This window comes from Microcoleus sp. Pol10D4 (assembly GCF_036701555.1).
In the GTDB taxonomy this organism is placed as follows: Bacteria; Cyanobacteriota; Cyanobacteriia; order Cyanobacteriales; family Microcoleaceae; genus Microcoleus.
On the sequence record NZ_JAUBRA010000074.1, the window covers coordinates 1 to 15,633 of the forward strand.

The 15,633-nt window shown below is 46.1% G+C and carries 14 protein-coding genes; 8 read left to right on the forward strand and 6 right to left on the reverse strand.

Features of this window, described 5'->3' with window-relative positions:
- Positions 1-127: 127 nt before the first annotated feature.
- A complete protein-coding gene (gene gor / locus QUA36_RS26265; protein ID WP_333459609.1) occupies positions 128-1,471 on the reverse strand; it encodes a glutathione-disulfide reductase in 1,344 nt (447 codons plus the stop codon).
- 525 nt (positions 1,472-1,996) lie between these two features.
- Between gor and QUA36_RS26270 the strand changes: the two genes are divergently transcribed.
- Positions 1,997-5,512, forward strand: a complete 3,516-nt coding sequence (locus QUA36_RS26270) for a HEAT repeat domain-containing protein (RefSeq protein ID WP_333459610.1) — start codon at positions 1,997-1,999, stop codon at positions 5,510-5,512.
- 386 nt (positions 5,513-5,898) lie between these two features.
- A complete protein-coding gene (locus QUA36_RS26275; RefSeq protein WP_333048723.1) occupies positions 5,899-6,663 on the forward strand; it encodes an ABC transporter ATP-binding protein in 765 nt (254 codons plus the stop codon).
- A gap of 177 nt (positions 6,664-6,840) precedes the next feature.
- On the opposite strand, the gene QUA36_RS26280 is transcribed toward QUA36_RS26275, so the two are convergent.
- Both QUA36_RS26280 and QUA36_RS26285 read right to left on the reverse strand, forming a co-directional pair.
- Positions 6,841-7,221: a hypothetical protein gene (locus QUA36_RS26280; protein WP_333459611.1), complete on the reverse strand. Its 381-nt coding sequence runs from the start codon at positions 7,219-7,221 to the stop codon at positions 6,841-6,843.
- Positions 7,222-7,423: 202 nt separating this feature from the next.
- Positions 7,424-8,152 carry a lysophospholipid acyltransferase family protein gene (locus tag QUA36_RS26285; RefSeq protein WP_333459612.1) on the reverse strand — a complete coding sequence of 243 codons (729 nt, stop codon included), beginning with the start codon at positions 8,150-8,152 and terminating at the stop codon, positions 7,424-7,426.
- A gap of 42 nt (positions 8,153-8,194) precedes the next feature.
- Here QUA36_RS26285 and QUA36_RS26290 point away from each other — a divergent pair, with 42 nt between their 5' ends.
- The gene (locus QUA36_RS26290; RefSeq protein ID WP_333459613.1) at positions 8,195-8,320 is read left to right on the forward strand and encodes a hypothetical protein; all 126 of its coding nucleotides are present in this window, start codon (positions 8,195-8,197) and stop codon (positions 8,318-8,320) included.
- A 266-nt stretch (positions 8,321-8,586) separates the two neighbouring features.
- On the opposite strand, the gene tadA is transcribed toward QUA36_RS26290, so the two are convergent.
- The gene (gene tadA / locus QUA36_RS26295; RefSeq protein WP_333459614.1) at positions 8,587-9,087 is read right to left on the reverse strand and encodes a tRNA adenosine(34) deaminase TadA; all 501 of its coding nucleotides are present in this window, start codon (positions 9,085-9,087) and stop codon (positions 8,587-8,589) included.
- A gap of 76 nt (positions 9,088-9,163) precedes the next feature.
- Between tadA and QUA36_RS26300 the strand changes: the two genes are divergently transcribed.
- Both QUA36_RS26300 and menB read left to right on the forward strand, forming a co-directional pair.
- Positions 9,164-9,760: a TerB family tellurite resistance protein gene (locus QUA36_RS26300; protein ID WP_333454213.1), complete on the forward strand. Its 597-nt coding sequence runs from the start codon at positions 9,164-9,166 to the stop codon at positions 9,758-9,760.
- 306 nt (positions 9,761-10,066) lie between these two features.
- Positions 10,067-10,900 (forward strand): 1,4-dihydroxy-2-naphthoyl-CoA synthase, encoded by an 834-nt coding sequence (gene menB, locus QUA36_RS26305; protein WP_333167705.1) that lies wholly within the window; start codon positions 10,067-10,069, stop codon positions 10,898-10,900.
- A gap of 222 nt (positions 10,901-11,122) precedes the next feature.
- Here the strand turns inward: menB and QUA36_RS26310 are convergent, their stop codons facing one another.
- Positions 11,123-11,425: a hypothetical protein gene (locus QUA36_RS26310; protein WP_333454214.1), complete on the reverse strand. Its 303-nt coding sequence runs from the start codon at positions 11,423-11,425 to the stop codon at positions 11,123-11,125.
- A gap of 665 nt (positions 11,426-12,090) precedes the next feature.
- On the opposite strand from QUA36_RS26310, the gene QUA36_RS26315 reads away from it, so the two are divergent.
- From QUA36_RS26315 to QUA36_RS26325, 3 genes are all read left to right on the forward strand, one after another.
- Complete coding sequence (locus tag QUA36_RS26315) at positions 12,091-13,128, forward strand: transposase (RefSeq protein WP_333454215.1); 1,038 nt, start codon at positions 12,091-12,093, stop codon at positions 13,126-13,128.
- A gap of 152 nt (positions 13,129-13,280) precedes the next feature.
- Positions 13,281-14,507: an SPOR domain-containing protein gene (locus tag QUA36_RS26320; RefSeq protein WP_333459615.1), complete on the forward strand. Its 1,227-nt coding sequence runs from the start codon at positions 13,281-13,283 to the stop codon at positions 14,505-14,507.
- 144 nt (positions 14,508-14,651) lie between these two features.
- Positions 14,652-15,356, forward strand: a complete 705-nt coding sequence (locus QUA36_RS26325; RefSeq protein WP_333167714.1) for a PspA/IM30 family protein — start codon at positions 14,652-14,654, stop codon at positions 15,354-15,356.
- 54 nt (positions 15,357-15,410) lie between these two features.
- Here the strand turns inward: QUA36_RS26325 and QUA36_RS26330 are convergent, their stop codons facing one another.
- The gene (locus QUA36_RS26330) at positions 15,411-15,587 is read right to left on the reverse strand and encodes a hypothetical protein (RefSeq protein ID WP_333167716.1); all 177 of its coding nucleotides are present in this window, start codon (positions 15,585-15,587) and stop codon (positions 15,411-15,413) included.
- Positions 15,588-15,633 lie beyond the last annotated feature (46 nt).

The following is a 15,633-nucleotide window of genomic DNA, read 5'->3' on the forward strand; positions in this document are numbered from 1 at the left end:
GTCAGCAGGGTTTTGACATCACTGTTAGTGGTTGGCAGTATGGCTAATTGAGAATGGTGCAAGATCTCAGTTTTAACAGACTTGAGCTATTAGCCAGGGGTTTAAACCCCTGGCTGCTTCCCCGGCTTTACCGCAGAGTCACAAACTCTTCAGCAGTAGATGGGTGAATGCCAATAGTCGCGTCGAAGTCTTTCTTCGTAGCTCCCATATTAACCGCGATCGCCATTCCTTGAATAATCTCGCCCGCGTCTTTCCCAACCATGTGTACGCCCAAAACTCTGTCAGTATTAGTCTCAACAATTAACTTGACAAAAGTTTTCTCATCTGCACCTGTCAAAGAATGAAACATCGGCCGAAACTTGGCTGTGTAGCACTTAATGGACTCGGGAAACTTTGCTCTGGCTTGGCTTTCTGTTAAGCCGACTGTAGCCGCTTCCGGCTGGGAAAATACTGCTGAGGCAACATTTTCGTGACTGATTGATCTGGGGTTATTACCAAATTCAGTATCGGCAAAAGCGCGTCCTTCAGCGATCGCAATTGGCGTTAAATTGATGCGGTTGGTGCAATCTCCCACTGCAAAAATGTGCGGCTGACTGGTGCGGCTATCTTTGGTAACTGCGATCGCACAGTTATCGATTTCTACTCCCGCATTTTCTAAAGCCAATTTTTCCAAATTCGGCAAGCGCCCGGTAGCGCACAACAGCGCGTCTACTACTAGCGTTCCTTCGGATTTCCCCGACAAAGTTAATTCTAAGCCTTCTGGGGTTTTCTCTATGTGGTTGATCGAGCTTTCTGTCAAAATGTCTATTCCGTGCTTAATCATTCCTTCTTGCACGTTGGTGCGAATTTCTGTGTCGAAGTCGTTCAAAATTAAGTCGCTGCGAATGATTTGAGTTACTTGGCTTCCCAACCCGTTCATAATGCAAGCAAATTCGACGCCGATGTAGCCGCCACCCCAAATGGCTAATCGTTTTGGCTGCTCTTTTTGCAGGAAGATTTCGCGGGAGGTTATCGCGTGTTCGATGCCGGGAATTGGGACTCTTCTGGCTTCTCCGCCGACTGCTATTAAGATTTTGGCTGCGGTAAATTTTTTGTCACCAACTTCGACGGTATGGGGGTCAATAAATTTGGCGTATCCTGAGATTAATTCGACTCCGGCTTTTTCGAGGAAGCTGATGTGCAGTTTACTGAGTCGGCGCACTTCTGCATCTACGGTGGTGATGAGTTTTTCCCAATCAAAGCTGCTTTCTACTGGACTCCAACCGTATCCCACCGCATCTTCATAAAGGTGCGAAAATGTGGAGGCGTACACCATGAGCTTTTTGGGGACACAGCCGCGAATTACGCAGGTTCCGCCTACTAAGTCATTTTCGGCGATCGCCACTTTTGCGCCGTAGGATGCTGCTCGCTTGGAACTCGCCAATCCGCCGGAACCCGCACCTATCACAAACAAGTCGTAGTCGTATGTCATAATTGTCTGTACCTTCTTATCGCCCACTTACCAATTTTACGCTTTACTTTTTTTAATGATATCTCAAAAAATTTTTGTTTTTTTTGGGGTAAACTACTTTACTTTTTGCGATCAATCGGGTATTATTTAATAATAGAAATCTGTGCGTTAATTTAAAAAATGCTCACACTCCCATTATTAGAGTATAGCACAAGCGCTCGACAAGAAACATATAAAAATGTAACTATTTTCGAGCCGCCGCCAAGAATAAAAGAGCTAATTGTCGATCGCTCGTTATAGCCGAGTCGAACTCCCGTAAATCCCTGTAAAAAAGCGCAACTTTGATGCTATTCCCGATTTTTAAGGGGTAGTAGGGGGCAACAATCAAGCGGGATCAGGGCTAATCGCAGCGCAGCGATAGAAAACTGATACTACCTTAACGTATTGGGGCAACTACGGGAGATTACACTACAGTTTTTAGAATTTCATAAATCCTTGATAATTGCTATATTATCAACATAATAAATTAATTATCGGGCTAGCTTTATGATCGATTGGCTGGTGATCTGGGGAGTGACGCAAGGAGTCGGCATTCTCGTTCAACCCATCTTAGAAGACTTGATCAAAGACGGCGCGAAGGATTTTGCTAAAGATTTTTTTAAAGATTCCCTGAAAAACGTCTTATTAGGCGAAAAAGACCCCCGAAAAGTCGCAGCGGGTAAAGCGATCAAAAAGTTTTTGGACTTGGTGGAACAGCAGTTGAAAATTGGCGGACTTTCCTCAGAGGAAAGAAAGCTGTATATTAAAGATGTTAAACAGTTTATCAGCAACAAGTCTGTTAAGGAAATTTTGGGCAAGGCTTTTGAGAGCGATCGCGAATCTCTCGATGCAGAACTTCTCGAACAAACCTGGGATCAACTAGATTTAACTCCTTTACCCGCAAGATTTAAGTGGCAAACGATCGCCAATCAGTATCTCGCAGAAGTTCAAGAAATTCTCTTTGACTCACAAGAGTTGCGCGATATCTTGACGGCTCAAAATCTGGATAGCATTCAGAAAAATACTCAAGAAACGGCGGGGATTATCCCCGATTTTGACTTGAGGCAATATCAAGAAGCTCTGCGCGAGCGTTACAGCAATCTCAATTTAAGCAGCGTCGATCCCAATACCTACGATTATCGCGAAAAGCTGAAGGTTTGGCAAATCTTTATTTTCCAAGATGTGCGATCGATTTACGAATCATTTCTGCCCCAAGCTTACGAAATTCCTAAAGAACATCAACGGCGGCTGCAAGACAGCAATCAATTAGAGGCGATCGATCTAGAAAATTTAGAGAAATATCGGCGCGGTTATTTTTCTCAGCCGATCGTATCCGTGTTAGATGTTATCAATGACAAGCAAAAGTATCCCTACATTGTTATTTTAGGCGATCCGGGTTCTGGCAAGTCTACTCTGTTACAATGTTTAGCATTAAACTGGGCGCGATCGCCCTTAAATAGCGTGACATCTCAGCCGATTCCCCTGCTAATAGAATTGCGGACTTACATTCGCAGCGGGGAATCAGGACATTGCAAGAATTTCCTCGAATTTTTCCATCAAAGTCCGGGTTCAATTTGTCACTTGAATCAGCATCAATTGCAGGAACAGCTAAAAGCAGGCGACGCTGTGGTGATGTTCGACGGGTTAGATGAAATTTTCGATTCCGGCAAACGAGAAGATGTAATTACGGCGATTCATCGGTTTACCAATGAGTATCCGCGCGTGCGAGTGATTGTCACGTCTCGGATTATTGGTTACAAACCTCAACGGTTGCAAGATGCAGAGTTTCATCACTTTATTCTCCAAGATTTGAATGAGAAACAAATTCAGGATTTTGTTCGCCGCTGGCACGAATTAACTTTTACTGATGCTGGGGAAAAAGCGCGGATTAGTGAGCGCATGAAAAGAGCATTAGCGTATTCATCAACAATTCGAGATTTAGCGGGTAATCCGTTATTGTTGACGATTATGGCGATTTTAAATCGCGGGCAAGAATTGCCGAGAGACAGGGCGGAACTTTACAATCAAGCTTCGCGGGTATTGCTTTATCAATGGGATGTGGAAAGGTCTTTAGTAGAGGATAGCAGGCTCGATCCGAAAACTATTGATGCTAAAGATAAGCAAGAAATGCTGCGGCGAGTCGCTTACAAAATGCAAGCAGCACCTGAAGGGTTGGCTGGCAATATTATTAGTGCGGAAGATTTGGATAATACCCTCACAGCCTATCTGAAGAATAAAGATTTCGATCGGCCGAAAGAGCGGGCAAAGTTGATAATTAACCAACTGCGAACTCGCAACTTTATTTTATGTTATTTGGGTGCGGATACTTATGGGTTTGTGCATCGAACTTTTTTGGAATATTTCTGTGCGTCGGAGGTGGTGGAAAGGTTTCAGAAGACACAAGAAATTTCACTGGAGGAGTTGAAAACCGATGTTTTTGGCAAGCACTGGGATGATGAATCTTGGCAGGAAGTTTTGTGCTTGATTGCGGGATTGATTGCTGGAAAGTTTACCGGGAAATTAATTGAGTTTTTGATTGAACAGGAGGGGGAAGCCAAAAACTTCAGCAATCTGTTTTTGGCGGCGAAGTGTTTGGATGAGGTAAGGGAGAGAAAAGAGATTGCTGCGGTTGAGGGTCAATTGCTTGAACGCTTAAAAGAGTTAACCAAGTACGACCTCAATTATTATTATGAGGCTGATGAAGAAGAGGGAACGCTAGTTGCTGAAATTCGCACTCAAGCAGTAAGTGCGATCGCCTACACTTGGAAAGATGACGCAAAAACCTTACCTTGGCTTAAACAACAGGCTCAATTTAATGAGGATTCAGATGTGCGACGTGCAGCAGTCCAAGAATTAGCACGGGGGTGGAAACATGACCCAGAAACCTTACCTTGGCTCAAACAACTGGCTCAATCTGACGATGATTCGGATGTGCGATGTGCAGCAGTCGAAGAATTAGCATGGGGGTGGAAAGATGACCCAAAAACCTTATCTTTTTTCAAACAACTGGCTCAATCTAATGATGATTTGGATGTGCCATATGCAGCAGTCCGAGAATTAGCACTGGGGTGGAAAGATGACCCGGAAACCTTACCTTTTCTCAAACAACTGGCTCAATCTGATGATGATTTGTATATGACATCATATGCAGCAGTACAAGAATTAGCACGAGGGTGGAAAAATGACCCGGAAACCTTACCTTTCCTCAAACAACTGGTTCAATCTGATGATAATTTTGCTGGGCAATATGTAGCAGTCCAAAAATTAGCACAAGGGTGTAAAGATGACCCAAATACCTTACTTTTCCTCAAACAACTGGCTCAATCTGATAATAATTGGTATGTGCGACGTGCAGCAGTCGAAGAATTAGCACAAGCGTGGAAAGACGATCCAGAAACCTTACCTATCCTCAAACAAATATCTCAATATGATAATGATTCGGCTGTGCGACAAGCAGCAGTCCAAAGATTAGCACGGGGGTGGAAAGATGACCCAGAAACCTTACCTATCCTCAAACAACTGGCTCAATTTGATGATGATTCGGATGTGCGATATTCAGCAGTCCAAGAATTAGCACGGGGGTGGAAAAATTGCCCAGAGACCTTACCTTGGCTCAAACAACTGGCTCAATCTGATGATAATTCTGCTGTACGAAAAGCAGCAGTCCAAGAATTAGGACTGGGGTGGAAGGATGACCCGGAGACCTTACCTCTTCTCAAACAAATGGCTCAATCTGATGATGATTGGGATGTGCGATATTCAGCACTTAAAGAATTAGCATGGGAGTGGAAAGATGAACCAGGGATATTTGAAGCGTTGGGGGATATTGCTATCAATCATCCTTTTGAACGCCTGTACAAATGGCAAGATAACCCCCGGAAAACAGCACTTGAAATCATGCTCAAGCAATACCCCGATCGCCCAAAAAATTTAGAAATACTTCGCGATCGATTTGCCAACGATCCAGATGAAAAAGTCCGCCAGTTTGCCCAGAAAAAGTTGACCCAATTAGACAAGCTGTGAGAAAAACACAAAAAGCAGAAAGAAAATATGACTGTAGCCCCTAATATCCCCAAAGCTTATGCAGAAATAGTTGATTTTTTGGCAATCGCCCCACTTCCCACACCATTATCAACTTTCCACTCTCCGAGGAAGCAAAAGAGCATATCCTCGACCTAATTTATGCCCACAATAATCAAGGCTTGACCCGCGCTGGAAAAAGCAAATTAGATAACTATCTAGTGCTATAACATCAGATGACTCTCATCAAACAACTCACAAACACGTCGTTAAAGATTTAGTTTTTTTATATCTCGTCAATTAGCGTCCAAACGATCGCCACGACCGCCGCCAAAACCGATGGGAAGTGTTAGCTTAGTAGTTAGTTGTGTCGATCGCACAGAAAAAAAATGCCTGAACTACAAACCGATACATACCAAGACCTCGACCCGCAAGTCCTCTCAAAGCCCGTTGTTGTCGGTCTGGAAGAGGTAACAAAAGTTTACGGGATTGGCGACCTGGAAGTTCGCGCCTTAAACGGCGTCAGCTTGACCGTAAGACAAGGAGAATATTGCTCGATTATGGGCGCATCGGGTTCCGGCAAATCTACAGCTATGAATATTATCGGCTGTCTCGATCGACCTACGAGCGGCAGTTACTACTTAGACGGCGTAGATGTCGCCCAAATGCCGGAAGAAGAATTAGCCGGAATTCGCAATTTAAAATTAGGTTTTGTCTTCCAACAATTTCACCTGTTGCCTCAATTGACAGCCTTAGAAAATGTCATGTTACCGATGGTTTATGCCGGCATTCCCGCAGCAGAAAGACGCGAACGGGGAGTAGATGCTTTAACGAAAGTAGGCCTGGAAAGTCGGCTGCAAAACAGACCAAATCAACTATCAGGAGGACAGCAGCAGCGCGTAGCCATTGCCAGGGCTATTGTCAACCGTCCCGTGTTGTTGCTGGCTGATGAACCTACAGGTGCATTGGATACAAAAACTACTCAAGAAGTAATGGATATTTTTACAGAATTCAACGAAAGCGGCATGACTGTTGTTATGGTAACGCACGAACCGGAAGTAGCGCGCCAAACTCGCCGCGTTGTCTGGTTCCGCGACGGTCAAGTTATTCACAATAATCTCAACCCCGAAGAGCTTTCACACGCTGTATTTTAGTATAAGAGTCTGCCAACAGTCGGCGAGTTCAATCGCTTCTAGTCAAACGAAGTTTGCCTGCGCCGACTAAAAAATCAAGAGGGTATCATATCAACTCCGCTAGCATCGGAATTGTAAAATCGAATCAACAGTCATTAGTCATTAGTCAACAGTCAACAGTCAACAGTTGATATCTGCTTAATGAAAAGCACTGGGAAAAGCTTCCCAAACTCGATCGACAAAATCTCTAAGTTGCCGAGATGCGATCGCACCATCCTTTTTTTCAGAGTCCAGAGACTGCAACTGAGTCAACAGCGAAATTACCTCAGTATCTAAAGCCGCCCGAAACAAGCTCAGCGGCCAAAGCAAATCAGCACCATCCCGCAAGTCGGATAAAGTGTATTCTTCCGACCATTGCGGCGATAAATCCTTGCCTGACAGTAATACAACTAACATTAAAGGGCGCACCCAACAAATTTGACGTGCCTCAACCACTTGGATCACCTCTGAATGCAGGCACGCATCTCCACATTCTAAACTGACAATTTGACCCGGCTTAAAGTTCAAAGCACAATCCATTAATGCTCACACTTAATACAGACATAACAAACCAGCAAAATAAGTGCTGCATCTCTCTACAGCACCAGAAAAAATTATATCATAATTCCTTCTTCCTTCTTTCTGAAATCCGTTACATCCGTTACAGAATCCGTTGCCGAACTTCATTCTTCCTGAAATCCGTTACATCCGTTACACAATCCGTTGCCGAACTTTCTTCTTCTCAACTTTCATCAAGCTTTTTAAGAGCCATTTCGAGATCGGCTGTCAACAATCGTGCTTCTTTTTTACCACCGCCACCATTGGCATAATCCGCCACGGAAATCGGAGAACCGATCGCAATTTTTACCTGAGCACCCCATTGAGGAATTCGTGGGCGATAGCGGATACTCATCGGTACAATTTTCACTCCCAAACCTGGTTTGCTCAATTCTGCTTGAATTGCCAAACGCGCCAATCCCGGCTTAATCGGATGAACTTCGCCATCCTGAAAAATACCGCCTTCGGGAAAAATCACCAACATTTCCTTGTCAAGGAGTAGTTCCACCCCATAACGGAGACTGCCAATTGCCGGATGCTTGAGATCCACAGCAAACCCCCCCAAATGTCTGATGAACCAACCTTGCAGTCCTTTGACCTCATCAGCAGTTACCATAAACCGCAAATCGCGTCCAGTCACCTTCTGTCCCGTTGAATAGGGCATCATCAGGGCATCCCACCGGGAGCGGTGCGTTGGGGCTAAGATGACAGGCCCGTCTTTCGGCAAGTGCTCCTGTCCGGTTACCTCAATCTTGCCAAAATGAAACGGTAGGACAACATAGTGACCTAGCGGATAGAGCAAGGAGGTTAACCAAGGAGAAACGCGAGAGGTATTAGATGCTACCTTGGCAGGCATTGGCTTCACTAGAGATGATTTACTGGACTCAACGGCGATCGTGGCGGTGTGGGGCATAGCAATTAAGCTGCTTGATCGATATCTAAAGTCTAAAGTAAGGTGTTGGCCAAATCTTTAGTTTTTAGATCGGGACACTTTTGCTATTGGCCTTGTGCCGATCGAGCGATCGCGCCCGCAAGAGATAATCTCCAACAGGTAAAACCTCAACCAACCGGACAGCACTAATGCAGAGCAGTCGGCCGCCTCGAAAGCTTGAGCGGGGAATTACGGATCTATTATTCCAGTTAAAGGGTCAATCCATTTTAGATTTTAGATTTGAGATTTGAGATTTTAGAATTGAAGCATTGACCGCACGGATAAATTCGGGGCGCAAGTTTCATCGGATACAGGTTTTTTATTTCTGGATCGATGAATCCGGGGGCTTGTATCCTGGATGCTTTCGGTCAATTTCGATTAAACATCGCCCCGAAGAAAGTAAAAAATTTTACCTGTTAATTTTTCCGCCGCCCTTCAAACCACGAAAGCAACTGATCGCGGCAAACAGACTCCATAATACCGCCGAGCACCTCTAAGCGGTGACACGAATGCGCGCTATCGGGAATATTAGCCGCAGTCCGAATCGTCCCAGTTTTTGGGTCATCTGCTCCGTATACCAGCAGACCAATCCGAGCTTGGACGATCGCACCAGCGCACATCGGGCAAGGTTCCAGCGTTACATAGAGCGTGCATTGGTTAAGATGCCAGTCTTGCAAAACTTTGCCTGCAGCCCGCAAAGCCAAAATTTCAGCGTGAGCAGTCGGATCGCAATCTCGCTCTCGCCGATTTTGCGCTTCGGCAATCAATTTGCCACTACCGTCAACAATGGCAGCACCAACGGGTACTTCACCAGCATCACCGGCTGCTTGCGCCAATTCCACAGCCCTAGTCATCCAGCGTTTGTGAATAAAATAAGTAGTATCACTAATAGACAACGGCTCAGCTTTACAATTCACGTCATGCCTAAGTAACAGAAAAACTTAAGATCAATAAATTAAAGTTACATTACAGCTTAATCGAGAGTCTTTAATTATGGACACCACTACGATTACCACTGAAATTGTTGAGCTGTTGTGCCGCATTAGTCGGCAAAAGCTGCGCGAACAAGATATCACTCCTTTGGTAGTGTTTCTGACGGCTCTGATTTCCATCCTGCGCGGAGTGATGATTATTGACAGGACGATCGCAGTTGAAGAAGAAGAACGGCTGCAAAAGACTCTCAAAGCCTTTGCCAGCGGCGACCGCGATCGGGTAGAACTAATTCAGCGCCTTGTCAAAGGAGTATCCAAACAGCAGGTTTACTTCAACCCCACGGAATTGCTAACCCTGACAGCTTTGTTCTCAGAATCAGAAAAACTGTTGCTCATCGGTTCCGGCTACGAAATGTCAGCCGCAGACGGACACATCGATATGCGGGAGCAAATGTACTTACAGTCGATCGCCAATCGGCTCGGTCTCGACTCCAGACACATTGCAGTCATAGACACTTTATTTACTAAAGAAGGAACCCTCGACTCAGAAGCTTTTAGCGAAGTTCAAGCTTTACTCGATCCCAGCGAATTCGAGTCCCGCGATCCGGTATTTGGCAAAGCAGCAAAGCACTTGCTGAGTATTTTACTCCGCAAATAATCCAGCCCATATAAATTTTTGGGTAGTAAAAGTAGTCAGAGGATTTCGAGGATTTGACGCTGTTTCCAATTGAGATGGGAATTGGGCGCTCTTACCCTCAAAAACCGGGTTGTTTAACCTCTACCCAGAGCGCTGCACGGCGTATGTTGGTGAAAAACCTGGTTTCTGCCTAAGTCCCGCTTTATTTTTTGGGCAAGAGTCGATCGACCCTTATATCCCATTGGACCGAATCCCTCTAAAATCTAAAAGCGACTTGTCGCTGTCTTGATAGACCCAGCTCGGTCTCAAATCTAAAATTGATTGATTATGCAAATTGAATGGCAAACCGCCAAAACCTACGAAGACATTCTCTATCACAAAAGCGGCGGCACCGCCAAAATTACCATCAATCGACCTCACAAACGGAACGCTTTCCGTCCCAAAACCGTGCAGGAACTGTGCGATGCCTTTACTGATGCCCGCGAAGACACAAAAATCGGCGTTGTCCTTTTCACCGGTGCGGGGCCTCATACAGACGGCAAATACGCCTTTTGCGCCGGCGGCGACCAAAGCGTGCGCGGTTCGGCGGGATATGTAGACGAAGGTGGCATACCCCGGTTGAACGTGCTCGACTTGCAGAAGTTGATTCGCTCTATGCCCAAAGTTGTAATTGCTTTAGTGGCAGGCTACGCAATTGGAGGCGGTCACGTTCTGCACTTAATTTGCGACTTGACGATCGCTGCTGACAATGCTATTTTCGGACAGACCGGCCCCAAAGTCGGCAGTTTCGACGGTGGTTTCGGAGCTAGCTATCTCGCCAGAGTCGTCGGCCAGAAAAAAGCCAGAGAAATTTGGTTTTTGTGCCGCCAGTACAGCGCGCAGCAAGCCCTAGAAATGGGTTTAGTCAACTGCGTCGTACCCGTCGAACAACTAGAACTAGAAGGGATTCAGTGGGCTACGGAAATTCTCGAAAAAAGTCCGATCGCGATTCGCTGTCTGAAATCCGCTTTTAATGCCGACTGCGACGGTCAAGCCGGTTTGCAAGAACTGGCGGGAAATGCCACTTTGCTGTACTATATGACGCAGGAAGGCGCCGAAGGCAAACAAGCCTTTTTAGAAAAACGGCAACCTGATTTTAGTCAATATCCTTGGCTGCCATAGCTGGATGGATAAATCAGTTTTTTTGTTCGCTCATATTAAAGTAGATGCTGCTGATTTTTCGGAGTTACTAAAGCCCTATGCACCCGATCGTCCAAAAGTGTGACTCTTGATACCAGTTCCCAAAAAGAATGAAACTGCTTTGTCAGATCCCAACCATGATAATGATCAGTGATTTCCCAATCGAAAATCGAAAATGGTATGAGCAGCAGGGCCGCCGACGAACTAGACCGAGACTGCTGCTGCCGATTTTTCGGTTAACGTTGTGCCTGTAAGCTGGCAGGCATTGCGCTCGGAAAGAGTGACGGCGGCATCCTGCAGCGTCAGAGTCGATTCTTGCCACATTCCAATTTCTTCTATGTTTTCCCAAGATGATTTAAAAGGCGAAACCGCTAAAGAACAAGCTTTCCAGTGACTTTGAACCGGCCCGCCTAGTAAAGCGCAAACACCCCCGCGTCTGCCTTCAGGGGTATAGTGACGGCAGTGACCACAAGCTGAAGTTAAAGGTGAAGTTAATGAGGTTTGCATAAAAGTTCTTAGGGAAATCATTTTCATCTCTAATTCTCCTTTGTAGAGCTAGCAGGTTTTAGAGCATCCCAACCTTTATGCTGTCTGGGTTGTAGCGATCCCCGAAGCATAATTAAATTTTATAATTTATTTATAATCTCGTTATATATAGAAACAATTAGCTCGGTGCTTGCTCATTGTATAGGTAAAAACAAAGGTTAAAAGTTTATAAAGCCGTTAGGGATCAAGAAAAAGTACAAATGCCCAACGAGTATGAGAGCTTACAAATAAGCGGTAGCCGAGAATACAAAAATTGGCTGAGAGTGTCGGTAAGCAGCCTCCAGGAAACAGCAACAATTAAGTGTGCGAATGAAAATGAAAAATAGCTGCGGGCGATCGACAGCAGGATCTCCGGCCCCTGTTGCATTGACGCCAAAAGTAGCTAATCATAAAATAGGCAAGTTTTCAAGCTTATTGTTTATATCTACCAAAATTTTGGGGTGAGAGCCTCGCCCATAAGCGGGCGACTTTAATTGGTCCTAAGAAATCCTTAGACGATTTGTAGACTTGCTGTATACTAAGTCCAGGATGTGAAGCAAGTGTTTAATTTGACGTTTGAATTTAAGTTGAAGCCCACAGCGACACAAATAGCAGTTTTTGAAGATTGGCTATAACAGTGCCGCAAGGTGTACAACTATGCCCTACGAGAACGCAAAGACTGGTACAACTCACGCAAATGTCAGATCAACTCTTGCTCCATTGGCTCCGACTATATTATTCCTGCTGAGGTGCCTAGACCGACATATTCAAGTCAGTGCAAGGCTTTAACGGCATACAGGAAGACCAGCCCCGCATTGCAGCGATTCAACGCTCAGGTGTTGCAACAAACGCTGCGGAGATTGGAAAAAGCTTTCGTCAGTATGTGGGAGCAAAATCACGGGTTTCCTCGGTTGAAAAAACAGGGGGCTTTGAGGTATTTGAGTTTCCCACAGTTGGGTGCAACTTTCCATCAAGGCAACCGCTTTAAATTGCCTGTAATTGGCTCGATAAAATTTTGTCAGTCGCGTCCCATCCCCCAGGGCGCAATCGTCAAACAAGCTCGCGTCGTTAGACGGTCTAGTGGCTGGTATATAATGTTGACTTTGCAATCGGATGCCTCAATTCCCGATATCATTCCTCACGGCAATCCCGTAGGAATTGATTTAGGGTTGACTAATTTGATTGCAACTTCTAACGGGCTTTTAATTAAAAGAACGAAGTTTTTTGCTGACGCAGAACGCAAGCTTAAATTGCTGCAACAGCGCGTTACTAGAAAAATAATCGGGTCAAATAATTGGAAAAAAGCTCATAAAAAAGTCGCTTTGCTGCATGAGTACGTGGCAAACTGCCGAAAAGATTGGCATCGCAAGTTGTCACATCAAATCTGTGATGACGCGGGTATGGTGTTTGTCGAAGACCTTAATCTGGTCGGACAGAAAGCGGGGATGTTAAGTAAACACTGCTTAGATGCTGGGTTTGGGAAATTCTTCAACATATTGGAGCAAACTTGCTTTAAGCGCGGTGTGTATTTCCAGAAAGTAGATGCTAAAAAGACTAGCCAAATCTGTCCCAATTGCCTTAACCAAACAGGCAAAAAAGAGTTATCACAAGGATCTCACTCGTGTCACAATTGCGGCTATACAACCGACAGAGATGTCGCAGCCGCACAGGTAGTTCTCAAGTGAGGACTTGCAGCCGTAGGGCATACGGTCAAGATGCACGGCACGAGGGTAAATTCATTGGAATCCCTGCGAAGCAAGAATTCCGACGCCTTTAGGCCCGGGAGTGTCAAAATCAAAACATTAAAATTAATTCAGAGGCGGTAGGAGTTTTGCTAATGAGTAAGCGTTCTTCGGTTGAATCCCCAAATCATCAATCCTCTTCAACCCCAATCAACCCTGCTTTGCAAGCAGTCCTGGGGAGTCTAGATGTAAACCTAGAAGCAGAACTGACAACATACAGAAGGCACAGGCGGCGGGCCGAACAGTGGGTGTCGCCCTCAGTTCGTACCGGCAAGCAAACAGCCACAACCGAGCAACAGCTAGCCCAAAATTTGGCGCCGGAGACTGCGGAGGAAACCCAGCAGCCGCTATCGCTGCCCCTATCCCTTGCCGGCACTCAGGGCGATGCCCCGTTAGCAACTACCAGGGGCGGCACAAAATTATCTAGCAGTGCCTTGGCACCCAACAAGTATCTCGAATCAAGCGAAAAACTGATCGAAAGTTTGGACGAGTCAAAAGCTGAGCCTACGGTAGAACGCAGTTTAGCTGCCAGTTTGTTAACTCCCTTGGGACTGAGTTCGATGCTGCTGTTTTTGCTATCGTGCACAGCTTTGGGCTACGCAGTCATGTACCCGTCAAATCTAGTTAAGATGGCCGGCCTGAACCGTTTGCTCGATCGCACCTCACCCTCTCCCAGCGACAGTCCCGCCTCTACATCCACCTCAGCTACCAGCACCAAGGAACTACCGAAAGCACCAAATCTGGTATCCAAGGAATTTGTCGAGCTAGATTTGAGCACTCTCAGCAATGTTAAGCCGACAGTCAGCCCGATTCCTTCCCCGTCACCAAAAGCATCAATCCCGCCAACTCCGCCAGCGCCTCCTGGCCCCAGCGGGGCTGTGCCGATTCCTACAGAAGACGGGAACCCGCCCAGAGGTAGGGAACAAGGACTCAACAATCTGAGTACGGCTTTGCTTCCCACTCCCAGCCCCAGCGTCGCGCAGCCTGTGCCGGCACTGCCGACACTGCCTCCAACACCCTCCCCAGCCCAGCCAGCAGCCGCATCCCCAGCAGCCGCATCCCCAGCAGCCGCATCCCCAGCAGCCGCATCCCCGCTGGGAAGGCCTGCACGGGCGGCCGACGGTTTCTATTACGTTGTCACCGATTACACCGACGAAAAATCGCTGCAGCAAGCCAGAACCGTAGTTCCCGATGCCTACGTGCGAAACTTCTCAAAGGGTGTCAAGATCCAAATGGGGGCTTTGAGCGATGCTGCCTCAGCAGAACGTTTGGCGAAAGAACTCCAAGAAAAAGGAATGAAGCCACAATACTATCAACCATAAATTAGTTAAAGGGTGAAAAACTTTAACTAAACTGTTAGACAAAGCTAGACAATGAGGAATGTTTTGTCTAACACAAAATTGGTTTTGTAATTGTCAATTCCTAGTCCTAAATCTAAAATTTAATAAAATCGGGAGACGGGCAAAATGGGATTATTCGATCGCCTATGGCGAGTGATTCGAGCCAATATTAACAGTTTGGTCGGGGCTGCCGAAGACCCAGAAAAAATTCTGGAACAGGCTGTAATGGATATGCAGGAAGATTTAGTGCAGCTCAGACAAGCTGTGGCAGGAGCGATTGCAGCTCAAAAACGCACTGAACGCCAGTGTTCCCAAGCTGAGTCTACAGCAGCAGAATGGCATCAGCGGGCGCAGCTAGCTTTGCAAAAAGGCGAGGAAAATTTGGCGCGGGAAGCTCTGACGCGCAAGAAATCTTATCAAGAAACGGCAACGGCGATGAAAGCCAGTCTCGGACAACAGAACGCTGTTGTGACTAAACTTAAAGAAAATATGCGGGCGCTCGAAAGTAAAATTTCCGAGGCAAAATCTAAAAAAGATATGTACATTGCCCGAGCTCGATCGGCCGCATCGTCGGAAAGGCTTCAAGAAATGATGGGCAATCTCAGTACCGGCAGCACTTTGAGCGCCTTTGAACGGATGGAAGAGAAAGTCATGCAGCTAGAAGCTCGCTCCGAAGCAATTGCAGAACTCGGAACTAATGATTTAGAAAAGAAGTTTCTCTCTCTCGAAGGTGCCGACGATGTGGATAACGAGTTGGCGGCGATGAAAGCACAAATGCTTCCGGGCAACAATACACCCAAATTGCCGTCGAGCGAGCCGCCCGCATCCTGAACCCCAGGCAACAGAACAAGAGTCGGGACGAGCAAAAACTTCTCAACAGCCTAGCTAGAGATGGCTCGAAGCCTGTTGGGGAATTCCCGGATCGAAGTTAAACTCAATAGATATGTGCATGAATAAGCTTGCCTGCATCACATTACTCGATCGCTTTAAACTGGATTTATCTGTCTGCAAAAATTGCCAAAAACTAAATCGCACTAAAAATCTGACAAGAGTGAATTTCACAACTGCGGGCTAAGGCTATCAAGCCTGCTTTCCGCCTACTTCGTAC